The organism is Acetobacter sp. DsW_063 (assembly GCF_002153745.1).
Taxonomy (GTDB): domain Bacteria; phylum Pseudomonadota; class Alphaproteobacteria; order Acetobacterales; family Acetobacteraceae; genus Acetobacter.
The window spans coordinates 1-25278 of the sequence record NZ_JOPL01000025.1 but is presented as its reverse complement, the minus strand read 5'-3'; the positions used below and the strand labels follow the sequence as shown (position 1 = coordinate 25278).

Genomic DNA, 25278 nt, shown 5'->3' with positions numbered 1-25278 from the left:
GGTTTTCGATTCGGGACGTCAGAGGAAAGAACCGAGTCATAAATATGATTTTTAATTTCGAGAGCGACTTCGCCGGATCCCTCCGGTGCATTCCAATGGTCGCCCGACAGAAGCTCGATCTCTGCGGCGTGAAGCTGTCATTGCGACAATGGAGCCGTTTTTCTCGCGAAGACCGCGAGGACCTGACGACGCTGCCCGCCGAATCCATAGAGGAACTGGCGCACTATCGTGAGGTTGTGCTCGCCCTCATCGCCGCGAAAACGGACGAGCCGGCAAAACTTCTCCCCCCCGAATCATTCGACGGATGGATCGCGCCAGACCGGATGCCCGAGGCGGTCATACGCCAAGCAGAAACTGACGACGTCTCTCCACCAACGTCGGCGCAATGGGCGGCGCTGGCGCCGCTTCAGCGTTTCGCCCTTATAAAACTGGCCAATTCCAAACATGAAAACGAAAACTTCGTTCCAGCGATGCGGGAATTTGGCGTTCTGCCATGAACGAGACGCCGTAACTGCCACGCTCCGCATTTCTCTTGGGGCATTTGAGGTTTAGCGCGAAAATATCCTTCTGACAAAACCTCAAAATATAAAAAATATTTTCTAAAACTCCTTCAGTGGTACCGCCCCAATTCCGTGACGCCGGGCCTTCGACGAACAGCCATCGTAAAAAAGAATTTCTTCAGTCTTATCCGCGAACAGCGCCCGGTCAGACAGGTCGTTGATCAGCGACACGGCAAAGCAACAGGGGACCAGCGACCCCGCGGAGACGTTCCGAAACTGCCGCCAATTGCATCTCCTCAATCGACGGCAATCGGGCAAACTATGCGACTACCCGCGCCAGTCGTACCGCGGTATGGCCGCGCGCAGCACGGTGATTCGGCATGATCAACATGCAATCGTCATAAGGCGTCCGGATTTCTTCCGGGCCGTCCAGGGCGATCACCGTACCCTGACGGGGAATGATCTCGCCGCCCCGGAAATTACGCAGAAACGTCAACGACGTCGTTCTGGCGGTGACGCATTCCGTAACCTCCGCCACACGAGGATACGTCCCGGTCGCCTCAACGGAACCGAGGACGTCGCAGGCTCCAAGAAAACGTGAGACCGCCTTGCGCGTCAGGGCAAGAGTCGCTTCGGCCCAGTGTTGCCCAGCCTCAAGCAGACAGGCCCGCGCGCCCGTGGCGGGGGTGACGAAACGTTCGTAGTCAATCAAGCGAGGCCCGCCCGCGTGCCCGCTGTCGCTGACAATCAGGGGCGGTGTCCCGATCTCGCGGGCAAGCGCGCATCCGGCTTCGCTCGGCCCGGACAGCACAAGGGGATCTGACGGCCACAACATTGAGTGCAGGTCGAGCAGCACATCGACCGTATCGAAAAATCCGATCAGGCTGCGAACACGGTCACGTTCGCTGGACGCTGCTGGCTGATCAAGGGTGTCACGGCGCCAGAGGCGATTCATGTCCTCATCGACGAAGCGCGAGGCGATCGGACGTTCAGAATCGAACCGAGCGAACGCAGCCAGATTAAGGAAGACGAGCGACAGTTTGCCCCGCCGAGGCGTCACCCCCTCTCGCAGCAGGTCCGCCAGCACGATGGCGCCGGCGTATTCGTTGCCATGCATCAGCGCGCTGACCGCGACGTGCGGCCCCGGCCGTCCGGAATCGAACTGATGCAGGCCGGGAACGCCCGTATTGCCAGCAACCCAGGGCGACAGGTCCGGGGGGGGAATTTCCAGCGTGAATGTGGGCAGGCGCGGCGGCGTCGGGGGAAGAGTCTCCGACAGGCGCGGCGCGGGCGCGCGAACGGGTTGCGGTTCGCGGCCCGCGGACGTCATGCCGCCCCGGTCGATCGCGCGCAGACGCGCTGCGCCATATCGCGGATGAAGGCGTCGCAACGTTCAAGCTGCGTCCGCGCGATCCACTCGTCCGGACGATGCGCCTGCTCGATGCTGCCCGGACCGCAAACGATGCTGGTCATTCCCGCCTGCTGGTAGATGCCGCCTTCAGTGCCGTAGGAGACGAACTCTTCAGCGTTTGCACCTGTGGCGAGCTTGACCGCTGTAGTCAGCGGATTGTCCGCGGCAAGCGCCAGCGGCGGCAGTTCGTTCAACACCTCGAACGTCAGGCCGCACTCCGGATCGGCTTCGCGCATCCATCGCCCCGTCGTCGCCTCAAGCTCTTGCTCCATCCGCGCCATCATGGCGTGCGAGTCGTCGCCCGGAACGTTGCGCCACTCCAGAAGCGCCTCAGCGCGTTCGGGGATGATGTTGATCGCCGTTCCGCCCTGCGCAAAACCGATCTGGATGGTGCTGTTGGGCGGCTCAAAGCCTTCGACCTTTCGACCTTCCAACGCGAGGCGCCGCGCCTCGGCCGCGACCCACGCCATCGCCTCTCCCAATGCGTGCAGCGCATTGACGCCTTCCGCCGGACGGGAGGAGTGGCCTGGCTTGCCGCGTGCGACGAGACGGGCCGCAAGACGCCCCTTGTGCGCGATGACCGGCGTCATCAGGGTCGGCTCGCCGACGACGCATACTGACGGGAGAAGGTTGTTTTCGAGCGCGTCCTGCATGGCGACGCGCGCGCCGTCGCAACTGATTTCCTCATCGAAGGTGAAGAGCAGATGCACCGGACGTTCAAGCTTTATGCGCACAAGATCGGGCACGGCTGCGAGCATGCACGCGACGTAGCCTTTCATGTCGGCTGCGCCACGACCAATCAGTTTACCGCCCTGTTCGCGCAGCACGAACGGGTCGCCCGTCCATTCCTGACCCGTGACCGGAACGGTGTCCACATGCCCGGCGAACGCCAGTCCTCCGGCCTCTCTCGGTCCTATAATGGCGTGCAGGTTGGCTTTCTCGCCCGACGGATCGTGACTCAGTGACCAGCTGACGCCATGGGCGTCCATCCAGCCGGAAATCCAGTCGATCAGCGGCAGATCCGACCGGTCGCTGGTCGTGTCGTAAGACACAATATGGGCCAGCATCGCCACACTGTCCGTGGAGCCCGGCGCGGGCGCCGCGGCTGCAGTATGTCCGTGCGATTGCGCTACGCCGGATTGGACGGAAAGGCTCGTCGCGTCGCCATGCGACGGGCTGTCAGGGTACGCAATGTCTGTCATGCCGCCGAGTATTGACCCTCCGACGTGGTCCTCGCAATCCCGCGAAAGCAATCTGAGCGAAACTTTGCACGTTATTGCGGCGTCCCTATTCCCCTTGGCTAATCCGCCACTCCGACATTTCGGACCACCTTTCGACCGCACTCGCTCTTTCGCGCACACTCGGGTCGGGGTTAGGATCGGACCGTGCCCTTTTTTTATGACAAATCTTTATTCCGGGACTGAAGGTGAGCAAGGCGTTTCATCCGTTGCACAGCGTCTGGCGCCGTCTCCCGGTCGAACAGAGACGCCGCGGCTTCGCCGCGCTGACCGCCGCGCTGGCCCCCAAGGTCACGTTACCGCCGCCAATATCGGACGGCTCTGTGATCGTCGGCGGCGAACTCAACCGGGACTCCGGGCTGGGCGAGGGCGCGCGCATTATGCTGCGGGCTCTGGAAACGTTCAGTGTGCCGGTTGCGCCGTTGCGCGCCGGGCTCATGGAAGGAACGGACCGAGCCCAGTCCAAGGGCGGTCATTCAGGTCAGGCTCCACGACCAGCCCTGGTCTTGCATGTGAACTCCCCGCATCTGCCTGCCGTTCTGCTCCGCCTCGGACGGCGCTTCCTGCGCGGGCGGCGCATAGTCGGTTACTGGGCCTGGGAGTTGCCGACCTTGCCCCCGCTCTGGAGCGCCGGGGCTGGATGCGTGCATGAAGTGTGGGCGCCTTCTGCGTTCAGCGCGAGAGCCATCGAACCACTGGCGCCGGGGCGCGTGCGCGTCGTGCCCCATGCACTGGCCGCGGCGCCCATCCTTCCAGCTTACCTCGACCGCGCCGCGTTCGGCCTGCCGGAAGACGCCGTCGTCGTGCTCGTATCGTTCAGCCTAGCCTCCAGTTTTGAACGAAAAAATCCGCTGGCGGCGATCCGGGCGTTTCGCGCGGCTTTCGGAGACCGCCGGGACAGGATCCTAGTGCTCAAGATCTCGCACGCCGATCACTACGCCACCGATATGCGTGTGCTGCGCGAGGCTACTGGCGGCGCGCAGAACATCCGCTTCGAAGAACGACTGCTTCCGATCGCGGACTCCTACGCCCTGACACGTTGCGTCGATATCGTTCTCTCCCTGCACCGCAGCGAGGGTTTCGGCCTCGTCCCCGCAGAGGCCATGCTGCTCGGGCGCACCGTCATCGCCACGGACTGGTCCGCCACCGCTGAATTCATCGACACGGATTGCGGCCTGCCCGTCGCCTTCAGACTGGTCCCCGCGCGCGACCCGCGAGGTGTGTTTGAGGCGCCAGGGGCGCAATGGGCCGAAGCTGACCTCCACTCGGCCGTCAGCGCATTGCGGCGCGCTGCTGACGACGCGGCGCTACGAACGCGGTTGGGAGTGAACGCCGAGATCGCAGCGCGTGAACGCTTCTCTGGCGCGGCGCTCCTCGACGTGACGCGTCGCCTTGCCGCGCCGCCGGGCCATGCGCCATGAGCCGCGTGCTCATCTGGCAATGGGGCCGAAGAGGCGGCGGGCCTCGTTTCGCACTCGACCTCGCCCGATCGCTTCATAGCCTGCCGAAGCAGGAAGTTCTTTTTTCTCCCTCACGTCGCGCGGAGATTCTATCTGCGCCGGCCACACAGACGTTGCCCCTCTGTCCCGTCGACACATATGACAGCGTCTGGGGGTTGGCCCGACGGCTCCTGACCGCTCCAGTCATGCTTCTGGGACTGCGGCGGCGGTTGTCCTCATGGCGACCGGATTTCGCGATCTGTGCAATGGTCGGGCCACTGGATCTGCTGATGGCGCTCATCCTGCAGCGCCTGCGCGTGCCGTTCGCCGTGATCGTGCATGACGCGGTGACGCATCCGGGAGACGGATTTCCACTGCAAATGACATTGCAACGCGCGCTCCTGCGTCGGGCGGACGTCATCGTCGCACTGACCAGGCATGTCGCCGCGCAATTGCGAGAGCAGCCGACGACCAGAATGAAAGATATCATCGTCGCGTCGCACCCCCCGTTCAACTATGACGTGCCTCCGCCAGACTCAGCACGCCTCCGCGAACCTGGACCTTTGCGGCTACTGATGTTTGGGCGCCTGCTCCCATACAAGGGATTCGGGATGCTCGCCGAGGCGCTGACCGATTTTCCGCCCGAACTTTCATTTGAATGTCGCATCGTTGGCAAAGGGCCGGACTCTGAACCGTTGCGGACGCTCTCCTCGGTACCGAAGGTTACGGTTGAAAACCGTTGGGTTCCGGAAGAAGAAATCGGATCACTGGTCGAATGGGCCGACGTGATTGTCTTGCCTTACACCGAGGCCAGCCAAAGTGGCGTAGGCGCAATCGGCCTCGCCGCCGGACGATGGATCGTCGCAACGAATGTAGGCGGGCTGACAGAGCAGTTTCGTAACCAGCCACAGGCCGCGCTCTGCGACCCGAACGCGTCGTCGCTCCGCGCGGCGCTGATCCGCATGATCGAGGCTCAGCCGACGCCTTTGGTTCCACCCTCCACAGAGAATGACACGGCCTGGCGCGTTATGGCGGAACAGCTTCTGGTCGATCTGGCGGCCCACGGCCTGCCCGTATCCGGATCAATAGTTTCCGGCGCCGCCGCTTCAGCGGCGTCTCGTCGTGAGATTACAACGCAAAGCCAAGGGAAGATTGGCGTCAACATATAGAACGGAGAAGACATTCCTTGTTTCGTTCCTCTCTCACGTGTTCAGTGCGATTTTTTATATGCTCACCTTGGCGAGCGCCCTCCATTTCTCGTTATCGCCATCTCTACTCCGCGACGTAGCGCGTTGACGTCTCGCCATCTGAAGGCGACCATTGGCTCGACAAACGCAACACTGGCAATACGGCATGGTCTGACCAACAGCGTTGCATTGGATGGAGGCCGTAGATGCTCGATTCTTTGCGTTCCTGCCGGACAGCGTGCGTTCTTCTAAAGAGTCTTGCGGCTCTCTGCATGTTGACCGCACCATGGTGGAGCGGCGCCGCTGATGCTCGTATGGTCGCAAAATCCGTCACATGGACTTTTGAAAACGCCCGCTTCAGAAGCGTGCTTGTCTATGACGACGCGATCACAGCAAAAAGGCCGGGCGTGCTCATGGTTCCGGCGTGGTTCGGCGTCAACGACGCAGCGATCCGTAAGGCGGAAGATATCGCAGGCAAGCGTTACGTCATTCTTCTGACCGATATGTACGGGGAGACCATCCGTCCCCGCAACTCTGACGAGGCGCGCGCGGCGACGAAGCCGCTCCTGTCGAACCGTGGCGTGATGCGGCGACGCGCCAACTTCGCGCTGGAGCAACTACGCAGTTACGCCGACAGCGCGCCGATAGATCTGACCCGGATGGCCGCGATCGGCTTCTGCTTCGGCGGCGCCGCCGTCCTGGATCTCGCCCGCAGCGGCGCCGATATATCGTCCGTCGTGTCTTTCCATGGCAACCTGACGACAGACGACCCGGATTTGGCGAAACAAATCCGCGCGCGCGTGCTCGTGATGAATGGAGCGGACGACGCGACAACGTCGCCAGATTTCGGCGCCTTTATGCAGGAGATGCGTCGGAGCTCGGCGCCGTGGGAATTCACGGTTATCGGCCACGCCGTCCACTGCTTTACCGAAACGGAGGCCACCGCCTCCGCCGGTCTTTGCCGTTACGACGCGCACGCCGCAGCCCAGTCCTATTCGCTTATGAGCCAATGGCTGGAAGACGGTTTCTCCAGCGCAAAATAAAAGCGCCGCGGCCCGCAATCAGGCGCCCGTCATATGCTTGAAAATATGTATTTCCCCGCGCCCACAGAACTGGTCGTCAACTGCGAGGGCCTCCGTCAGTTCCGGCGCGATTACGAGACGCCCCGAGGCCAACGCGCCAAGCATAGTCGTCGCTGCGCGCTCTCCCTGCGCCAGCGCCCCGAATACTTCCGCCCCGTAAGCTTCGACAACGGTCCGGCAGTAATCGAGAGCACCTGAAAAAATTTCCTCCAAAACAGAAAAGTTTTTCTGAGACACGCCCTCAGCGCCAAAAACCGGTCGCGGCGGGATGGAATCGTCATAGCCCATTGTCTGGCCGTGCGGCGCCGTTAAAAACGCCTCGATCATCAAGCCGCACACGCGCTGGAACCTGTCCCCGGCCGCCCCTTCAGCGAGCAGGCCGAATGCGAGGCCTCCCGTTTCCTCGACGCTGGCCGCCAATTGCCCGGTCGCCATGTACAACCCCGCGAAACGCGCACCGGTCGTCTCTTGCACGCGTCGTTGAATAGTGGCGCTGTATCCGACGTCGACCATTCCGTACAGCGCAGAACCATCCGTACGAATACCTAAAGACTCGCAATATACATGTAATCGAGCAGCGTTTTTCCGTGTCTGCGCGAGAATGTCGCTACGCAGCAAAGTGATGATCGAGCGCGCCTTGTCGAATTCTTCTGGCGTCACGATCCGCATGGCGCGCAGAGGGCTATCGGGACTAACCGTATACCCCAGACGAGCGTCGAGCATCCCGGCCATCGTGCCGCGAAATCCTTCACCGATCTTCACAAGACCGAGCGGATCGCCGTTGCGGCTCAGGGACGCGCTGTTGGCGACCCGTCGCGAACAGCAAAAATAAACGCCCTCCGGCAAGCCGGGAAGCCAGCGCGCGCGCACTTCCTGATAGAGTTTCAGAAGGAAATATCCTTCGCGCGCGAGAAAGAATATTTTCTCGACCCGCGCGGTCGCCGGATGCTGCGCCAGCTTGCTCATGAAACACAACAACAACGGACCGAACAGCATCTTTCCCATTTCAGAAGCCGACGATAACGTCAAAGTGCGTGCGACCCCGCCACGTTGCGCCGATGGGAAAGGAGAACCGAAAGTCGCCGCCACGATGGGGCCAAGCAGAATCTCCGCCGCCAGCGCTTCATCCGATCGATCGATCCTGACGCCTTCATCACTCACATGTTCCTTGCGCGCTGCAGCGAAAATATCCGCTTCCACAGGGTTTGCGCGCAGCAAGGAAAGCGCCGACGGAACATGAATGGTCTTCACGCCGCGTTGCGCTGCATTGAACAGATCGGACCGTTCGTTATCTCCGACATGCAGCAATCCGTCGGCGCCTTCAGCGGAAACGACAAGGTCCCACATATCGCCCCTGTCCTTCCGTGCGAAACGCTCGGAAGACAGATAGATTTCATCGACCAGAGCAAGAACGCCCGTCCGGGCGAGGATTGGGTCCAGTTCCGTCCGGCGCAGATAGGTGTCGCTGACCAGAATCACGCGACGCCCCCGCTTACGGGCGTGACGCAAAACTTCGAGCATGCCGGGGCGAGGTTGCAACTGGCGGGCGTCGAGCTCCTCTTCCTTGCTACGGGCGAAAGCCAGACTCTCAGCGCTCCAGCCGGTCGCCTCCTCCAATCCGGAGTAGATCTCGTCAAGCCCGACGTCGTCGGTCCAGCCCAGCGCAGCGCGCGCCGTATCCTCGGCGCTTTTTCGGCGGTCGAAAAAATTCTGAATTTCCGGATACGCCTGCTCAACCAGCCAGCCAGCATATCGCTGCACAGCGTCAGGCGTCAGCGCGATCCGTTGAAGCAACGTGTCGAAGATATCGAACGAGACGACGCGCGCCTCCTCGACCGCGATTTTCAATCGAGCCGATGAAAACGCTTCATAGCGATCGAAATTACGCCGCCCCCATCCGACGCGGATCAGCCCAGCCTGCGCGTCATATTCGTCGCAACGGAATCCTTCGCCACGCACAATCACGCCGATGGCACGCTCAAAAAGCGCCGCCGCGTCAGCAACGCCGCCTCTGGCCACGACACGAAAATCAGCATCAGTCCACGCCATGTCGAGAAACGGCGCCAGAGCGCGCGTCCGGGCCCAGAACATGCCGCCCGCCGGATAGTCGAAATAGCCCTCAGGGCATGACGCGTCAGGTTTGAGTCGCCGCAGCGCCGCGCGCGCCTGCGCCCCCTGCCCAACCCAGCCAAACGCCCAGTACGGCGTGGCGGACGGAGGCGTCGGTTGCAGCAAGCCGAGCGCGGCGTCATCGGCAAGGCGCGAGAAGAGCCCCCCGAACGCGTCCGGATGAGGCAGGAGGTTCTGACGCAATTCGTCAAAGACCGGACGACCATCCACCCCGAGCTCCGTATGAAGGAACAGAGTGAATTCATGATGACGCAGCGCATTATGAAACACGCTGAATACTGAAGCGATATTGTATCTCCGAACAGGAGACAGGCGAACGATCGCAGGCTCCCAGATCCCTGCGCTCTCGACAATGGCTTCGCAAACGCTGCGCAGTTCCACACTGTCCGTCAGGATCAGCAGCGTATAGTGGCACGGCAACGTCGCCAGACGCTGGCAGATCACCTGAAACACCTCAGGCCGACTGACATGAAGCGCGATGGCGAGACTGCGTGGTTGCGACGGCGGCCCCGCTAGCAACGTCGGCTCTACCGGGCCGTCTCCTCCGCGAAGCGCTGTATCGCAAACGCCCTCTCCGACCACGCCCGCGGCTCGGCCGGCGAGAAGATAATGCAGAAGCGCATTGTCCACCCCCGCTTCAAGATGCCAGGAACGGGCGAAGTAACGCGGCGGATCGAACAACGGTCCCGGCGGCAGGCCCTCACGAGCCCCGACAGTCATGAAATGGTCGAGCGGATCCGCTATGTCACGGCCTGCATTCGGCAACCGCGCCCGATACCACGCCGCATCGAACAGTCCCGAGTCCACAACATGTTCGCGACCGTCCTGCGTCATCGTCGTTGCGCCTTCTCCATCGGCGTCATTTTCCGCCGTTCTTTCAGCGGCGCGCCCCGTTCGCGCGGGAATCATGCCTTCTCCGCCGGTAGCATACAGCGCCTGGACTGTCGCGCCCCGCCCCCTGAAGGGGGCAATCCTGACTTTTCAATTCGCCGCCCTTCGGGCAGCATCCGCCGCCATGAAAGACCTGTCCGACCGCCTTCTCGCCCCCGCCCTTCCCCTGCTCCGGCGTCTCGATCCCGAACGCGCCCACGGCCTGGCGATCGACGCCCTGCTGCTGGGCGCCGGCGTCCCTCCGTCACGCCCGAAGGACGACCCGGCGTTGGCCACACGGGCGTTCGGCATGCGGTTCTCCAACCCCATCGGCATCGCTGCGGGATTCGACAAGGACGCGCGCGTCGTCCGGCCACTGGCGCAGCTGGGCTTCGGGTTTGTCGAGGCGGGAACGGTTACGCCACGTCCGCAGCGGGGCAACCCCCGTCCGCGGCTGTTCCGGCTGACGGAGGATCGCGCTGTCATCAACCGGATGGGCTTCAACAATCAGGGCATAGACCGCTTCACGGTGCGACTGGCGCGGCTGTATCGTGATCGGGGCACCCGCCCCGGAGCGCCGGTCGGCGCCAATCTGGGCATCAACAAGATCGGCGCAGCACCCGAACTGGACTACCCGGAGCTGATCGCGCGCGTGAAGCCGTATGTGGACTACATCGTCCTCAACCTCTCGTCACCCAACACGCCCGGCCTGCGCGCCCTGCAGGATTCCGAACGCCTGGCCGAACTGCTGGCCGCTATCAACGCGCGTCATGCGACCCGCCCTCCTCTGCTGATCAAGCTCGCCCCCGATCTGGCGGACGACCAGTTGGCGCCCGTTGTCGAGGCGGCTGCGCAGGGTGGGGCGAACGGACTGATCATCAGCAACACCACGCTGGCGCGACCCGCGACGCTGCGTAGCCCGCACGCGGGTGAGACCGGCGGCCTGTCGGGCCGACCGCTCAAGGCGCGAGCAACTGAAATGCTGCGCGAAGCGGCGCAACTGACGAATGGGCGGCTTGGGCTTATCGGTTGCGGCGGCATCGAGACTGGCGCGGATATCGTCGAACGGGTGCGCGCGGGCGCCGACCTCGTGCAGGTCTATTCCGCGTTCGCTTACGAAGGCCCTGCGCTTCTGGCGCGCCTGAAGCGCGAGACGCTGGCGATCCTGCGCGAACTGGGCGTAGAATCGCTATCAGATTTGAAGGGCGCTGATCTGAAAAACAACGGTGGAGAAAGCCGATGACCGCCCGCCGCATAGAACGCCTCTCCGGCGTTTCCGGTCTGGTCGGCCGTTATGACGGCTACATCGTGGACTTGTGGGGATGCGTGCATGACGGCGTTCGCCCCTATCCCGGCGCCATTGCGTGTCTGCAGGCGCTGAAATCGGCGGGCAAACGGATCGTGCTGCTCTCCAATGCGCCGCGCCCGGCGCCTGTCGTGCAGGCTCAGCTTCGCGACATGGGCGTCGTGGACACGCTCTACGACGGCCTGATGACCAGCGGCGAGTTCACTCGTCACCTTCTTCTCTCGCGCGATCAGGCCGCGACCCTCGCCGTCGCGCCGTGGCTCGCGTCACTGGGAACGAAAACGCTGCATATCGGCGGCGATCACGATCTGGCGCTGTTCGAGGGGCTTGGTCTGGAATTGGTCGAAACGCCAGAGGAAGCCGACTTTGTCATGAACACCGGACCAGACGAACGGCGTGGAAAGACCGAGTTCGAACCTTATGTCGCAGCGCTGGACGCTTCCGCCGCGCGCGGGCTGCCGATGATCTGCGCCAACCCGGACATGGAGGTGATCCGTGACGGAAAGCGCCTTATCTGCGCGGGGCTTCTGGCGAAAATCTACGAACAGAAGAACGGTCTGGTGCACTGGATCGGCAAGCCTTTCGCTGCGGTGTACGAACCGGTGCTGGCCATGCTCGATACGCCGCGCGACCGCGTGATCGGGGTGGGCGACGCGCTGGCGACGGACGTGCGCGGCGCGGCGGCGGCAGGCGTGGACGCACTCTGGATTCTTGGTGGGATCCATAAGGAAAAACTTGGCGACGATCCGACGTTGGCGCAGGCCGAGGCGGACGCGCAAGGCCTGTCTCCCGTCGCCAGCGTGCCGGGCCTCGTATGGTAAGACAGGAAGCCTTGCTTCGGTGCTGTCTCTGCTTCGGGCAGGCCTAAAGCGGAGGGCAGCACTGCGAGACGCAGCTTACTGGCGGCTCAACCGTCAGACCGGGTATGGCGTGTTCTCATCGGCTTTTATAAACTGACCTTTGTGTCGGACCGTGCAGGCAGGAGGAACGCATGACGCGCTCAGCATCGGGACGACCGGGACAGCGTTCGGCAGACAAGTCGTCACCCTTGACCCCAAAGCGTCGGTGGCCGTCCGTAGCGGTCGTCGCTTTTATCGCCGCGCTCTTTCTTGGCGCGGCGGGGCTGCGTCTCATGCTCTCGCACAGGACTCCAAATACCGTCGGCGGTCCGTACGCGCTTGTCGACATGAACGGACGCCCCGTCACGCAAGACACCTTCCACGGTCGTCAAACCCTGATCTATTTTGGCTACACCCACTGCATCGACGTCTGCCCGCTTACGTTGGCGACAGTGACCCAGGCCCTGGACTCGCTCGGCCCTGTCGGCGCCGCGATTACGCCGCTGTTCGTCACTGTCGACCCCGAACGGGACACTCCCGCGGTGGTGAAAAGCTACGTCTCTACGTTCTCACCCGACATCATCGGCCTTACCGGGCGTAGCGGCGATATCGACCGTATGCTCCGCGAATTTCACGTCATGGCGAACAGACGCACTCCCCGGAGCGGAGAGAAGCCCGACGCCTATCTGATGGACCATAGTTCCGTGCTCTACCTTATGGACGGAGACAACCGGCTTATGGGCGTATTGCCCGTGGACGCCAGCGCCGAGCGGCTGGCGGCACAACTGACTCAGTTGACCTCCTCCAGAAAGCCGGGCTGACCTTCCAATGCCACGCACGGCTTTCTGTGAACGCGATGCCGAATCCGCCTGTTTGCAGGATGACGTCGCGAAATATCACTGATTTTTATAGAAAATATCAAGAATTTCCGCCATCAGAGTGAAAAAGGCCGGTTCTCGTAAAGGTCCGTCTGCGGCCATATCGGCGCAGAGGTTTTCTGTACGCGCAGCATACGCCCACACAAGCCAACGGCGCTCTGTATTACTAGGCTCCGTGCGTCTTCAACCTGCTGGACAGATACAGACGGTTCATCAACCGCAACTCGTCCGGCGCGCCCGGCGTCGAGATAACCGCGCCTCGCGTCATTCCCAACAAAGTTTTCATATTGTTAACGAGAACTGCTGAAATATTTTCAGCGTTTTTCTGATCCAGGTGCGGCGCGCACACGCACAACGCTCCCGAGACGCCCGCCAGAGCATGAGCATGCAACCGGCGTCGAAAATCCGCCACGTCTTCGCGCATATCCATCAGGGCAGGAAGGGATTTCACCTGCGGATAGATCGACACCAGAAACTCTATCAGCATGTCGGCCAGTTCATCCGGCGACCTCCCTGCGGCACGCTGCTCCAGCGCCGCATACGCCTCCGTCAGGATCGCAAGATGTTGGTCGAGCAACGCCCTCGCCACCGCGTCCTTGTTCGGAAAGAAGCGATAAAGCGAACCTATTTTCGCCCCGGCTCGCGCGGCGATCTCCGCCATTGTCGTCGCTTCGTAGCCACGCTCCTCAATGATGTCCGACGCTGCGCCCAGCAATTCAGCCACTCGCTGGCGCCCGACCGCCCGTTGCGGCGTCAGAGGCGCTCGATTTTTTCCGCTTGACGAATTTGAGTCCATACTCAAATAATGCCCCTACTTGAACACACCCTCAAATTCTACCCGACCGCTCCTGATCGAACAACGCGCAGGAGCGCGAGCGCCATGCCGGAGCAGAATGGATGATTTCTCTACCCGCCTCCACAACCGCCCTCGTCCTGATCGATCTCCAGAAGGGTATCATGAGCTATCAGCTTGAGCCGCATCCCAGCGACGCCATTCTCTCTCGTTCCAAGCTGCTGGCGCAACGTTTCCGCGCCGCCGGTGCGCCAGTCGTACTTGTGAACGTCGCGTTCGCCGCCGACTTCGCGGACGCCGTGAAAGCCCCCGTGGACCGACCTCTTACGCCGCCAGCCGACAGTCGTCCCGAGAAGTGGTCCGAGCTCTGTGACGGCATGGCCGAACCCTCCGACCTGCGAATCACAAAAAGGCAATGGGGCGCATTCTATGGAACCGAGCTTGATTTGCAGCTCCGCCGACGTGGCGTCACGACGATCGTTCTGGGAGGCGTCGCAACCAACATGGGCGTCGAATCCACGGCGCGGGCCGCGCACGAGCATGGATACGGCGTCGTGATCGCTGAAGATTTAACATCAAGTCTTTCAAAAGACATGCATACTTTCGCCTGCGAGAGGATCTTTCCGATGCTGGCGCGCGTCACAACGAGCGATTCTATCGAACTGGCGGATTGAGGAAAAACCGCTCCGCCAAAGCGACAACAGGCGCGGCCATTGCCGGCGCACTCTGGCGGAGCGATTTCCAGGCGAACGCGCCGACGCAGCCCTGTATGATATTTTTTTAGGCCAAAAATAGATTGTTAAAATATTTTCAGTAAATATAAGGCAATTGTGGTAGGAGTGAACACTACTTCACAATCAAACGAAAAAAATCCTGCGCACGCGGCAGTGCTGGCGCCGAAAGATGTAAAGTATCCTCGCCAAAGCATATTTTCGTGGCGACGCTTTCGCCGCATCCCGGATACCTATTGCGCCAAAGATCGAGCAGCCAGTTCCCCGATCCTACGCTGGACGACAGGATCGCCGCCGTCCTCAAGAAACCAGAGCGCCGAAAGGCCGCTCCATACCTGTATCCATCGCAGCAACCTTCGGGAGTCGAGGCCTGCAAGGCTGGAGACCGTGCGGACGCGACGTTCGAACGCCCCGCTGTCCACCGCAAATGGTCGATCCGGGTCAGCAAGGTCTGGATTCAGGAACATGGCGGCGTAATCAGCCGTTCGCTCACCCCAAAGCGCCTTCGGATCTATCGCCAGCCACCCGCGTGATCCAAAATCCAAAATATTGCCGTGATGCAGATCGCCATGCAGAGGAACAGCGGCGCTCTGCTCGCTCAGCAATAGCCGCGCCAACGTCGAGCACTCCACGATCCATGCTTCATCCGTCTGCGAAAAATTGAGCAGAGAGGCGAACCAGTCTTCGAGCGGCTTCAGGGATGGAGCATCCCGCCCCTCACGCAGATGCAGGCGCGCGGCCGTCGCACAGAGAAGCGACGTCGCATCGTCATCGCTTCCTTCGTAAACAAGCGCCGCAAGCGAGCGATCTCTGGAGGCGCGCTCAAGCAGCATAACGCCCAGGTCATGCTTCAGGACGGGCGCGGCGCCCGCACCGCCCCACCACGCCATCAACGCGGCGCCTCGTTGCTCGTCGGGATCGGCGGTGATCTTCAACATTGCGGCGACGCCATCGCAAGTCACCGGCAGCAGATACGAAGACGCCGTTTTCAAAGGCGCTCCGTCTTCGATCAGATTCCACCGGGAAATACAAACGCTCGCTTCATGCTCATGGAAGGACATTCGCTTCATTGCCCGATGCTATCGCGCGAGGACGGGTCGCGCCACAGCCGAATACGAACGCCATGAGCTGACCAAATATCATGTCTTTTTCAGTATGACGCTCGCCACGACAATCAATAGCAACGACGCGCCAAGTTCAGGCAGAAGAACGCCCAGCGCCGTCATAACGACAAGAGATCCCACGCCAACCCGCTGGCTGGCGAGCGGCGACGGAGCGCCCAGATGACCAGGCGTTTTACGCCGCAGCCACAGGATCGTCGCAGCGACGCTCATAGTCAGCAAACCCGTTGCGACGAGCAGATTGAGCACCTGATTAGCCCAACCGAACAGTTGTCCTTCATGCGCGGCGACGCCGTAAGCGACAACGCGATCAGCCACGCCTTTCGAAGAAAATCGTTCCATGGAGAGAACCGCTCCCTTCGCATCGAGAAGGGCGCTGACGCGGCGTGGTCTGTCCGGCGTGTCCGAGCGCACACGCCATGGCGCGCCGATGCGGGCAGGCGGCGTGACCAGAACGGGAGCTGGAAACCCCAGACGTCGGCTTGCGATGACCACTGCGTCCAGCCCTGCAAGCGGATCTGCCGACGGCGATATCGCGGTGGTCGACCGGGCCATATCCATGCCCGGCATATCCATGTCGCCCATGTCCATGCCCGGCATTCGCTGAATCGCACCAGAATTTTCCGCGGGGTGTCCGACGATGACGTCCCGCGCTGAAATCGCTCCTATTTCCCAATCCTGAACCGAGGTCAGTTTACCCACGGTGGTCTCAACCCGAGCCAGCGCATGCCCCCATACGAAAGACCACGGCAATCCGGAGACCAGAAACAGCGCCAGAAACAGGGAAATCCAAAGGCCTGTGACGGCATGCAAATCGCGCCACCGCGCACGCGCCCGGCCGACGCGGGGGTAGAGCACTCCTCCACCCCGCGCGCCGCCTCGCGGCCACCACAGATATATCCCGGTGACGATCATCACGATTGTCCACGAAGCCACCATCTCCATGATCACTGAACCGACATTACCCAAAAGCAGTTGCCCATGCAGCTTGAAGACAATGCGTTCGAACCGCGACTCTTCCGGAATCTTCTTGAGTATCGAGAGGGAAGACGGATCGACGTAAACACGGATCGTTTCGCCACCATGGTCGACAACGACGCGCGCCGCGCTGCCGACGCCTCGCGGAAGTTCATAGGCGAGCAAGCGCCCGCCCGGAACGGCGGCAAGCGCCGCGCGCACCTCCTGCGTCGGCGACGCCGCAGGCCCTGTGACGGAGAGATGATCGAAGCGCCAGTCAATCCAGTCGTCGATCTGCGGTTTGAACAGATAGACTGAACCGGTCAGGCTGAGAAACGCCACAAACGGAAGACAGAAAAGTCCCGCGAAGAAGTGCCACCGCCAGACGGTGCGATGATCCGGCCACAGGGAAAATTGTTTGAAGTGCATTTTTATTTTCCCTCAGAATCTCACGCGTACGCCGCCCATGAAGGCGCGTGGCGATCCGGCGTAAATTGACCCGGTTTTTCCAGCCAGCGTCGCGGCTCCAGCCTGACGCCCGCTGCTTGACAAGCTGTCGGCGATCACTGTGGCGCCCGCAGCGTAAATCTGGTTGGTGACGTTCTGCACCTCGAAATAACTATGCAGTCGATGCGCCCAACCGAATCGTACGGGAGGATCATAATGAACTTCCAGATTCAGTAACGCGTATCCCGGGACCTTGAGAATATTAGCGTTATCGATCCACATATCGCTACGCCATGCGACTTCTGCAAACGCGCCGAGCCCCTCGAAGACGCCGTCAGGCTGATCGTACATCACCCGTGCATTCAAAAAATGCGGCGCTACGCCGGGGATATAGCGTCCCTTGCGCGAGAAACTGCGGGACACGGCTCCGCTGGTCAGCGTCTCCGTATAGTTCGTATAGATCTGGTTGTCATAAGTATAGGAAAGCCTGAGCTGCAGGCCGGGCAGGCACGTGCGTAGCGGTCGCCAGGTTGCGCCCAGTTCGACGCCTCGATGCTCGGACGCCGGCGCGTTGAAGGTGTAGCTTCCGGCTGTCGTGTTGACGCCTGCGGACTGGCTGACAAACTCGTTGTGATAAAATTCGTAGAATCCCGTCGCTTGCACGTCGATATCGGCCGAGGGACGCCACTCCGCGCCCAGATCGAAGCCCAGACTCGTTTCACTCTTCAGGGATGTGTTGTTTCCATAATTCCCCTGAGGAGTTACAAAAAAGCTTGAATATGACGGCGTGGCGTAAGCCGTGCCGACGCGCGTATGCAGGGTCCACGCCTTCGATGGGGCGTAGACGACAGACGCCTCCGGCGCGAGATTGAAGAAATACCTGTTCGCCGTAACATATTGCAGTGAACGCGATGACGCCCCGTAGGCGTAGAGCGTCTCGACTGCTCCGATATCCGAGTATGTGCCACCCAACCCCACCACGGCCCGCCATTTGGGCGCGAATTTCCAGTCTTCCTGAAACCGCAGACCAATGTTGAACTGGTGTCCATAGGACGTCGAGTTCAGTGCGCCGCGCGTCGCGCCGCCCTGCGGCGTCAGGTTGTACACCTGATACCCGTAATCCATGTAATCGAAATTCGTGCCGACGAAGCTTGTTAGCGGCGTCACGCCGATGTGACCACGATTCGTAAGATCGGTCTGCACATTATAGGAATTGAACGGGCCGACGAAGGCTGTAGTCGAGGTCGGTTGATCGACATGGCGCTGATCATAGGTGAACTGCGTTCTCCACTGGGTCTGCGCGTTGAAATCATGTTCCCAGCGCAAACCGACAATCGTCCGTCGGTCGAAGCGACCAAGACCCGCCTGCTGCGGACTCGTCGCCTGAGTCGCCCCATAACGCCCGTTGCTCAACAGGTTGACCGAGGCGCAACCGTTCGCGGCGCTGGCTGCATTCGCGCATCCCCGCTGATAGGGATTGGCCAGATACTGCGAGAGAGACAGGCGCAGCGGCAGAAACGTATCTGTGACGTTATTGATCACCTTCAACACAAGGCGGTCGGACGGCGTCAGGACAACACGTAATCTCATGTTTTCGGTAGAAGTCGCATAGGCGCTATTCGGTATAAATCCATTTCCCCGAACATCGCTGCCGAAGAGCATGAAATCATATCGGCGGTTCCCCGCGCCCAGCGTGACGTAGTTGTTAATCATCCCGAAGCTGCCGAAATCAGACCCCAGTTCGACCCCGTGAATGTCGGCGCCATTGCGTGTCCGGAAATTGATCGCCCCGTTGATCGCGTAGTTTCCATAAAGGGAAGACGCTGGTCCCTGAAAGACGTCGACGCCTGCATAGGCATGCGGGTCTATCAGATCCGCACGAGCGGTGCCGTCAGGCTGGGTGACTGGGAAACCATCCTCCGTCACCGAAAGATTTTTCAGCCCGTAGGACTGTCTCGCGCCTGAGCCACGGACGGAGATCACGGTGTCGCGCGGCCCGTTGCCCTGCATCACGGTCACGCCGGGAATGGTCGCCATCATGTCGGCAGCAGTCTGCGCCGAACGATTGGCGAAATCACTGCGTTCCGCGCTGTAGGTCGTCTGTCCCGTTGGCCGCGCCGCGACCGACAGCCGGTCCACGCCGTTCACAGTGATCTCTTCCGGGCGTGGCGCCGGACGATCCGATTGAAGACGGGGTTTCGATTTTTGTGGCGCGCGGCGCGCTGGAGCGGCCGCAACAGTGTGTGTAGGCCGCAACGGCGTACGAGCGGTGGAAGCTCTTGCAAGGTCTGGCTGAAGCATAGCCAGCGCAAGCGCGCCGACGGCCGCGCCGACGCGGCGCGCGTCTTCTGTGATACGAATCATGATGGTATGACCTGAATGAAACAGAAATACCCCGCGCCTCCGTTCGAGCGAACACGCGGGTTTACGAAAACTCGTTTCAGATCAGACTGGTGGTCCCTGCGGGTAGAGGCTGGCGACGCGTCGCAGTGGTGGCCCACGCACCGGCGGAAAACACCAGACGTGGGCGCACGGAACACAGAACGTCAGAAAAAGCAGAGCGAACGCTACGAACGCCGGAGCTGGATTGTCGAGCGCGTCGCCAAGCAGGAATATCCCATCGCCCATATCGGAAGGGACGTGATCGTGCGGAGTTCCATCGCCAACGTGCTGACTGTCGCATAGCAGAGACAATGCCGCGACACGCGCCACAGGATCGTCGAGCGCGGCTTGTGGTGAAACCAGACCGCCGAAACTCAACCGCGCCATCAGGGCGAGCAGAACCAGTGGCCAACAGGCCAAAATCCGGTTCATGAACTGCGTCCTGTCTCGCATACCCGCACTCTTAGAGAGTTTGAAGCGAGTTGCCCAGAGTGGTGGCGCCCGCGGCAACGCGGAAGACGCCATCTTTCATGCAAAAACGATCGAAGAAGGACCGACCGACAACTTTCGCCAGACAGGCAGAAAAGACGTCGACTTCCAGCCATGCGCCGCATTACGATTCAGACCACAACAAGCGAGGTTAAAGTGACAACCCAAATAGTAGACGAGACTCTCCACGGCCTGACAGAACGACTTTCGTCTTTCGACGCACGTTCACACCCGCTTGCGATGGCGACAACCGTAAGCCTCTATTCCCAGAGCCACGCCAATCCGCGGATATGACTTCAGCACATTGCTCGGACCGATGGACGAACCTCCCTAAACAGGTATCGAGATGATCCTTAACGATGCTTCGACGCACGACCACGCAATGTCTGTCTTGTGCACTTTGCATGCAGAACCGACTTCACACGCCGCCTGACGGCGTCTCTGCGAAGAACGCCCTGATTTCCGCAGCCGCTGCGGCCAGCCCCATCCTTTGCGTCCGCACGCCGCTGGGGAATGCGCTGAGCAAACGCGACGGCGTACGACGCTCCAGCAGCACAAAAACACCGCGATCGTCGCGAGCGCGGATAAGGCGCCCGAACGCCTGCCGCAGGCGCAGACGCGCAATCCGTTCGTCGTACAGCCCCGGCGCGCCCTGCGAGAGATGCAGCCTGCGTTCGCGATGCAGAATATCCGGGCGCGGCCATGGCACCCGCTCGAATACGACCAGCCGCAGCGCGTGCCCCGGCACGTCCACGCCGTCGCGCATCGCATCTGTCCCCAACAGGCATGAATCGGTTTCGGTGCGGAACACGTCGACCAGCGTGGTGTTGTCCATCGCGTCGACATGCTGCGCGTACAGCGAAATCCCCGCAGTTTCCAGCGGTTCGGCGATGCGACGATGCACCCCGCGCAATCGCTCGATTGCAGTGAACAATCCCAGTCCCCCGCCTCCCGACGCAAGGAACAGCGTGCGATAGGCGGCGGCGAGCGCCTCCACATTGTGATGAGCGACATCGCTGACGATGAAAACGCGGGTCTGCGAGGCGTAATCGAAGGGACTCGCCAAAGCTGCGCGCACGGCTGGCGCGGGCAGATGGTTGACGCCCACACGCGATTCAGCTGCCTCCCACGCGCGCTCGACCTCGTCTCCGCTTTTCGCGCCGGTCTCGTCGCGCAGCGTGGCCGAAGTGATCAGCAATCCATGCGCGGGCGCGGCAAGGACGGCGGCGAACGGGATCGTCGGGTCGAGCCAGTGCTGATGCAGGCCGACATCCAGTTCGCCACGCCGCTGTCCTCCACGCGCCGTCAAACGGATGAAGCGAATAAACTGCGGCGTGATTCCCTCTTCGGGCGGCGCCGCAAACGCGCTCAGCATCGCGACCCAACCGTCGAGGCGCGACAGCGCGCGGCGGCGCAGCGTGCGCGTCATCGCCTCGATCCGCCCACGGGAGGTCGCGTCCAGCGTGTCGGCTTCTTCGCTGAGGCGATCCTGCAGACGGTCGACCAGCGTGCGCAGAGGTTCGGCGACGCGACCAAAGGCACGGGAAAGCGCCGCCGCCGCTTCCGCGAGTCCAGGAGCAAGGGGATACAGATCACACTCGCGCCCGTTCAACGTGGTCCGGTTGGCGCCGGCGGTGCGTGCGAGCACCTGCCCCCGCAGCAGGGCAAGAAACGCCTCTGTCGGGTTGATCAACTCCGCTTCCGAAGCCTGTGGCGACGAAAGAGCGAGCACGCCCCACGGGTCGTTTTCGACGACCTCCGGCGGCGCCCCGGCGTCTTCGTCTGCCAGCGAGAGCCGCGCCGACCACCCCGGCGCAGGCAAGGCTTTCGCCGCCAGAAGCGCGGCGTCGAGCGGCGTCTCCAGCCGCGGGGACCCGACCACCAGATCATCAAGACGTCGCTTCAGCCCCCGCGCGCGGGAGCGACTGCCTTCCGCCCCCAGAAGCCAGCGCCGCAGTTCGGCGGCTTCCAGTCCTGATAACTCCAATGAAAAGGCGCTGTCCGCCGCATCGGCGACGTGATGCCCTTCGTCCAGCACGTAACGCGTCGGCACGCCGTCCTCGTCGCTCGCCGCATCGTCAGGATTGGCCGCGCCCTGCTGCGCCCATGCGGCCTGCGACATGACGAGCGCGTGGTTCGCCACCACGAGATCAGCCTCCCGCGCACGGCGGATCGAATGCTCGACGAAGCACTTCTGATAATGCGGGCACGCGCCGTGGATGCATTCGCCACGCCGGTCAGCGACGCCCGTGACGATGGCGTGACCGAAAACCTCCCCGAACCAGCCCGGAAGATCGCCTCCGAACAAGTCGCCCTCAGATGTCGCCAGCCCCCAGCGCGCCAGCAGAGACAGCGCGATCGTGACGCCCGCTCCGCGCGTGGGCGCGGTGTTGACGACCTCCTCCATGTTCAGCAGGCACAGATAGTTCTCTCGCCCCTTGCGCAGGACGATCCTACGGCGGCGCGCGGCGGCGTCCGGGTGCAGCCGCGCCGTCTCGCTTTCGATCTGTCGTTGGAGATGGCGCGTATACGTGCTGATCCAGACCGCCCCGCCATTGCGTTCCGCCCACAGGCTGGCTGGCGCAATGTAACCCAGCGTCTTCCCCGTTCCGGTGCCCGCCTCGGCGAGGACCACCTGCGGCGCCCCCCGGCTCTCGCGCGGCGCAAAAGCACTGGACGCAACGCCCGCGAAGTCCGCCTGCCCCACGCGGGTCTCCGCCCCCGGCCCGAGGATCGTCGCAAGCCGGGCGCGCGCTTCGGCCGGCGTCACAGGCCGAGAGCCCGGCGCGGGACGTGGCGGCGTCTCCTCCCATTTCGGCAGCGCCCGCCATATCCGCATCGCGTCGCTGGCCTGCATAGCCGATCGCGGCGTAGGTCCCTCGAGATCGAGCGCCTCCATGACCGCATCGCCCCACATCCACCCCACCGCACGCAGTCTCACCGCGAGCGCGTTCGTCATCTCCCGCGCCTCTCCCAGAGGCATGCCGCGCAGATCAGCCAGCAGCCGCGTCGCCAGACCCGGCAGGCGATCAACGTCGACCGGACCGTCCGCCCTGCCTAGCGCGAGCGACAACCCGAGTGGCGTAGGGGCGGCCGGATGCGCCGGATGCACGAAGGCGAACAGCTCCAGCAGATCGAACCACGGCGACGGTTGCCCCGGTGGCGGCAAGCCGAGCTTGCGCGCCGCTTCCGGGGCATGAACAACCAGAGGCGGCCCCGCTTTCGCGACGAGAGCAAGCGCGCCGTCCCGATCCAGCGACAGCAGTTCTCCATCGGGCGTCAGGCAGGAAAACGAGCCGTGGCGGGCGATGATGGCTGGCGCGTCATAGGGGGAATAGGCGGACATTGCCGGCAGTCTAGCGAAAGACGGCCGGACGGTAAGTAGGCTCCTGTTTGAACGGGCGGGCGGACGTGGCAAAGAGCCGCGGTCCTCCCGTCGCAGAGCATTCCCCAAAGGCGTCGGCCTTCACGGACGCAAGGAGCCTGCGGCTATGGCGCCCACCGACGCAGATGTGGCCGCCGCCAAAGCCGCTGCTACGATTGCCGATCGCCGCCCCGCACGCCGTCCCATGCGGCCAGCGCGCGCCGACGAGCCGCTGCATGATCGACAATGGGAAGCGGATAATTAGCGGGCCGCGCGTCGGGACTCTCCCACGGCGCATGAATGTGCTTGTCCGAAGCCGATTTCAGCTCTGGAACCCATCTGCGTATATAGGCGCCCGACGGGTCGAATTTCCGCGATTGCAGCACCGGGTTCATGATGCGAAAGAACGGGGCGCTGTCCGCCCCCGTCCCGGCGCACCACTGCCAGTTCAGGGCGTTGCTGGCGGGATCGTAATCGACCAGCGTCTCCGCGAACCATTGCTCGCCAAGACGCCAGTCAATCAGCAGATGCTTGACCAGAAACGACGCCGCGACCATCCGCACCCGGTTATGCATCACGCCCGAACGCCAAAGTTCGCGCATGCCCGCATCGACCAATGGATAGCCCGTCCGTCCCCGTTTCCACGCCTCCAGCCCCGACGGGTCGCTCCGCCACGGCAAGTCTTCGAATTCCTCGCGCAGAGCATGGTCAGCAAGGCCCGGATGCTCCCACAAGACTGACCACGCGAAATCCCGCCACCCAAGCTCCGCCAGAAATTTGGCGCGCGCAGCCGCATGGGCCAAACCGCCGGGTGCGTCGCTTACGGCGTTCCACACCTGTCGCGGCGTGATCTGTCCCACACGCAGATAAGGCGACAGGCCAGAGGTTGCGTCTCGGTCGGGAAAGTCTCTCTCATCCTCGTAATGGCCGAGGTCGTCAGCGACGAACCGGGCGAGGCGATCCTGCGCAGCGGCTTCGCCGAATTCGTGATACGCGTCCAGAGAGGACGTCCACGCGGGCCAGGAAAGCTGCTGCTCCTGCGCCCCGGTGATTGACCCGGCAAAAAACTTGAATTCTCGCGGCGCAGGCAGAGGCGGCCCTGGCGAACCCGCTTCGCAGGCGGCGCGCCAATAGGCGGAGAAAATTTTGAACGGCTGCCCTGCGCGGTTCTTCACAGTCCATGGTTCATGAAACAGCGCGCCCGCGAAGCTGTGCGCCTCGGTTCCACACGCAGCGAATTCCCGCTTCAAACCGGCGTCTATCTCCCGTCCGATCGGATCGTAACGCCGGTTCCAAAACACCGCGGCAGCGCCAATGCGCGCCACGATTTCGGGCAACAGGCGCGCCGAATCTCCGGTGAAAACGTGAACTTTTCCGCTCAGCGATTGCAAGCCCGCGTTAAAATGCGCCAGCGTTTTCTCGCGAAACCAGTCAACAGCAGTCATGCCGGAAGGGCGTTCGGGCCGGATATGAACCAACAGGAGCGGCGCTCCGGTCTGCGTCGCCGCAGTCAGAGCCGCGTTATCGGCGAGGCGGAAATCTTCGCGGAGCCAGACAATGGCGGGTTTGTCGTTCATTCTCCGACTTCTAGAGCAGATCCGGACGAGGAGTAATCAGACGATTTCGTGAAAACGCTCACAACTCGATATTCCGGAACCTGTAATTGCCGAACGCCCGAGGCATCCTGCATGACATGCGCTCCAGTGGAAATCTGACAGACAATTTTTGCGCCTCTGAACCGACGTCCTACAAAGATGCGCAACTCCGGCACGAGCCGGCCCGGCAACTATGCCTCGTCTATTGTTCAACAGATCATGGCCAGGCGTTTTTTATTCATACGGAGTCTTGGAGAAATCATCGTATTTTCAAAGCGTCAACAAAACATTCCAAAGCCATGAGAAATGAGTTCTCTGCAATGCACGTCAAATTTCTCGTATCATCGCACTCGATTTGTATGGTCGTGATTTTCAGCACACGTGCTTTACGCGCAAGGATATTTTCTGAAATAATTTTCATGTAAATAAAATTTAGGGTTCTATATACCTGCAGGATTCAATCGGAATTAGGCTAGGGCCTGTTATGCCTTGAATGACGGAGCGAAGTGCCCAGCTCTT

At 61.9% G+C, this 25278-nt stretch carries 18 protein-coding genes; 8 read left to right on the top strand and 10 right to left on the bottom strand.

The window, feature by feature from the left end:
- The first annotated feature begins 44 nt into the window (after positions 1–44).
- Entirely contained in the window at positions 45–497 is a 453-nt protein-coding gene (locus HK28_RS05285) for a nitrate reductase associated protein (protein ID WP_086643570.1), read from the top strand.
- Positions 498–819: 322 nt separating this feature from the next.
- Here HK28_RS05285 and HK28_RS05280 read toward each other — a convergent pair whose 3' ends face one another.
- Both HK28_RS05280 and argE read right to left on the bottom strand, forming a co-directional pair.
- The gene (locus HK28_RS05280; RefSeq protein ID WP_198945799.1) at positions 820–1830 is read right to left on the bottom strand and encodes a succinylglutamate desuccinylase/aspartoacylase family protein; all 1011 of its coding nucleotides are present in this window, start codon (positions 1828–1830) and stop codon (positions 820–822) included.
- Positions 1827–3113 (bottom strand): acetylornithine deacetylase, encoded by a 1287-nt coding sequence (gene argE / locus HK28_RS05275; protein ID WP_086643569.1) that lies wholly within the window; start codon positions 3111–3113, stop codon positions 1827–1829. Before argE ends, HK28_RS05280 begins: the two co-directional genes overlap by 4 nt.
- A gap of 224 nt (positions 3114–3337) precedes the next feature.
- Here argE and HK28_RS05270 point away from each other — a divergent pair, with 224 nt between their 5' ends.
- The 3 genes from HK28_RS05270 to HK28_RS05260 all read left to right on the top strand — a co-directional run bounded on the left by HK28_RS05270 (position 3338) and on the right by HK28_RS05260 (position 6818).
- On the top strand, positions 3338–4570 hold the full coding sequence (locus HK28_RS05270; RefSeq protein WP_086643568.1) for a glycosyltransferase: 1233 nt from the start codon (positions 3338–3340) through the stop codon (positions 4568–4570).
- On the top strand, positions 4567–5757 hold the full coding sequence (locus HK28_RS05265) for a glycosyltransferase (protein ID WP_086643567.1): 1191 nt from the start codon (positions 4567–4569) through the stop codon (positions 5755–5757). The genes HK28_RS05270 and HK28_RS05265 overlap by 4 nt, the downstream gene beginning before the upstream one ends.
- A 224-nt stretch (positions 5758–5981) precedes the next feature.
- Positions 5982–6818, top strand: a complete 837-nt coding sequence (locus HK28_RS05260; RefSeq protein WP_198945798.1) for a dienelactone hydrolase family protein — start codon at positions 5982–5984, stop codon at positions 6816–6818.
- An 18-nt stretch (positions 6819–6836) separates the two neighbouring features.
- Here the strand turns inward: HK28_RS05260 and HK28_RS05255 are convergent, their stop codons facing one another.
- Positions 6837–9896 carry a rhamnan synthesis F family protein gene (locus tag HK28_RS05255; protein WP_086643566.1) on the bottom strand — a complete coding sequence of 1020 codons (3060 nt, stop codon included), beginning with the start codon at positions 9894–9896 and terminating at the stop codon, positions 6837–6839.
- A gap of 106 nt (positions 9897–10002) precedes the next feature.
- Here HK28_RS05255 and HK28_RS05250 point away from each other — a divergent pair, with 106 nt between their 5' ends.
- From HK28_RS05250 to HK28_RS05240, 3 genes are all read left to right on the top strand, one after another.
- Positions 10003–11100 (top strand): quinone-dependent dihydroorotate dehydrogenase, encoded by a 1098-nt coding sequence (locus HK28_RS05250; protein ID WP_086643648.1) that lies wholly within the window; start codon positions 10003–10005, stop codon positions 11098–11100.
- The gene (locus HK28_RS05245; protein ID WP_086643565.1) at positions 11097–11984 is read left to right on the top strand and encodes a TIGR01459 family HAD-type hydrolase; all 888 of its coding nucleotides are present in this window, start codon (positions 11097–11099) and stop codon (positions 11982–11984) included. Before HK28_RS05250 ends, HK28_RS05245 begins: the two co-directional genes overlap by 4 nt.
- Before the next feature lie 170 nt (positions 11985–12154).
- Entirely contained in the window at positions 12155–12823 is a 669-nt protein-coding gene (locus HK28_RS05240) for an SCO family protein (RefSeq protein WP_143217327.1), read from the top strand.
- Between the two features lie 223 nt (positions 12824–13046).
- Here HK28_RS05240 and HK28_RS05235 read toward each other — a convergent pair whose 3' ends face one another.
- Entirely contained in the window at positions 13047–13676 is a 630-nt protein-coding gene (locus HK28_RS05235; protein WP_086643564.1) for a helix-turn-helix domain-containing protein, read from the bottom strand.
- A gap of 101 nt (positions 13677–13777) precedes the next feature.
- Here HK28_RS05235 and HK28_RS05230 point away from each other — a divergent pair, with 101 nt between their 5' ends.
- Positions 13778–14347 (top strand): hydrolase, encoded by a 570-nt coding sequence (locus HK28_RS05230; RefSeq protein ID WP_086643563.1) that lies wholly within the window; start codon positions 13778–13780, stop codon positions 14345–14347.
- Positions 14348–14637: 290 nt separating this feature from the next.
- Here HK28_RS05230 and HK28_RS05225 read toward each other — a convergent pair whose 3' ends face one another.
- The 6 genes from HK28_RS05225 to HK28_RS05200 all read right to left on the bottom strand — a co-directional run bounded on the left by HK28_RS05225 (position 14638) and on the right by HK28_RS05200 (position 24741).
- A complete protein-coding gene (locus HK28_RS05225; RefSeq protein ID WP_198945797.1) occupies positions 14638–15474 on the bottom strand; it encodes an aminoglycoside phosphotransferase family protein in 837 nt (278 codons plus the stop codon).
- A gap of 69 nt (positions 15475–15543) precedes the next feature.
- Positions 15544–16911 (bottom strand): PepSY domain-containing protein, encoded by a 1368-nt coding sequence (locus HK28_RS05220; RefSeq protein WP_086643561.1) that lies wholly within the window; start codon positions 16909–16911, stop codon positions 15544–15546.
- Between the two features lie 12 nt (positions 16912–16923).
- Positions 16924–19293, bottom strand: coding sequence for a TonB-dependent receptor domain-containing protein (locus tag HK28_RS05215; RefSeq protein WP_233140368.1), 2370 nt, complete (start codon positions 19291–19293; stop codon positions 16924–16926).
- 81 nt (positions 19294–19374) lie between these two features.
- Positions 19375–19743 carry a hypothetical protein gene (locus HK28_RS05210; RefSeq protein WP_233140367.1) on the bottom strand — a complete coding sequence of 123 codons (369 nt, stop codon included), beginning with the start codon at positions 19741–19743 and terminating at the stop codon, positions 19375–19377.
- Between the two features lie 475 nt (positions 19744–20218).
- Positions 20219–23146 (bottom strand): ATP-dependent DNA helicase, encoded by a 2928-nt coding sequence (locus HK28_RS05205; RefSeq protein WP_086643559.1) that lies wholly within the window; start codon positions 23144–23146, stop codon positions 20219–20221.
- Between the two features lie 188 nt (positions 23147–23334).
- Positions 23335–24741: a deoxyribodipyrimidine photo-lyase gene (locus HK28_RS05200; RefSeq protein ID WP_086643558.1), complete on the bottom strand. Its 1407-nt coding sequence runs from the start codon at positions 24739–24741 to the stop codon at positions 23335–23337.
- Between the last annotated feature and the right edge of the window lie 537 nt (positions 24742–25278).

Bases quoted from the DNA above. Each gene is read 5' to 3' on its own strand.
- HK28_RS05285 (WP_086643570.1), top strand. From the start codon at position 45: ATGATTTTTAATTTCGAGAGCGACTTCGCCGGATCCCTCCGGTGCATT.
- HK28_RS05280 (WP_198945799.1), bottom strand. From the start codon at position 1,830: ATGACGTCCGCGGGCCGCGAACCGCAACCCGTTCGCGCGCCCGCGCCG.
- argE (WP_086643569.1), bottom strand. From the start codon at position 3,113: ATGACAGACATTGCGTACCCTGACAGCCCGTCGCATGGCGACGCGACG.
- HK28_RS05265 (WP_086643567.1), top strand. From the start codon at position 4,567: ATGAGCCGCGTGCTCATCTGGCAATGGGGCCGAAGAGGCGGCGGGCCT.
- HK28_RS05260 (WP_198945798.1), top strand. From the start codon at position 5,982: ATGCTCGATTCTTTGCGTTCCTGCCGGACAGCGTGCGTTCTTCTAAAG.
- HK28_RS05255 (WP_086643566.1), bottom strand. From the start codon at position 9,896: ATGATTCCCGCGCGAACGGGGCGCGCCGCTGAAAGAACGGCGGAAAAT.
- HK28_RS05250 (WP_086643648.1), top strand. From the start codon at position 10,003: ATGAAAGACCTGTCCGACCGCCTTCTCGCCCCCGCCCTTCCCCTGCTC.
- HK28_RS05245 (WP_086643565.1), top strand. From the start codon at position 11,097: ATGACCGCCCGCCGCATAGAACGCCTCTCCGGCGTTTCCGGTCTGGTC.
- HK28_RS05240 (WP_143217327.1), top strand. From the start codon at position 12,155: ATGACGCGCTCAGCATCGGGACGACCGGGACAGCGTTCGGCAGACAAG.
- HK28_RS05235 (WP_086643564.1), bottom strand. From the start codon at position 13,676: ATGGACTCAAATTCGTCAAGCGGAAAAAATCGAGCGCCTCTGACGCCG.
- HK28_RS05230 (WP_086643563.1), top strand. From the start codon at position 13,778: ATGATTTCTCTACCCGCCTCCACAACCGCCCTCGTCCTGATCGATCTC.
- HK28_RS05225 (WP_198945797.1), bottom strand. From the start codon at position 15,474: ATGAAGCGAATGTCCTTCCATGAGCATGAAGCGAGCGTTTGTATTTCC.
- HK28_RS05220 (WP_086643561.1), bottom strand. From the start codon at position 16,911: ATGCACTTCAAACAATTTTCCCTGTGGCCGGATCATCGCACCGTCTGG.
- HK28_RS05215 (WP_233140368.1), bottom strand. From the start codon at position 19,293: ATGATTCGTATCACAGAAGACGCGCGCCGCGTCGGCGCGGCCGTCGGC.
- HK28_RS05210 (WP_233140367.1), bottom strand. From the start codon at position 19,743: ATGAACCGGATTTTGGCCTGTTGGCCACTGGTTCTGCTCGCCCTGATG.
- HK28_RS05205 (WP_086643559.1), bottom strand. From the start codon at position 23,146: ATGTCCGCCTATTCCCCCTATGACGCGCCAGCCATCATCGCCCGCCAC.
- HK28_RS05200 (WP_086643558.1), bottom strand. From the start codon at position 24,741: ATGAACGACAAACCCGCCATTGTCTGGCTCCGCGAAGATTTCCGCCTC.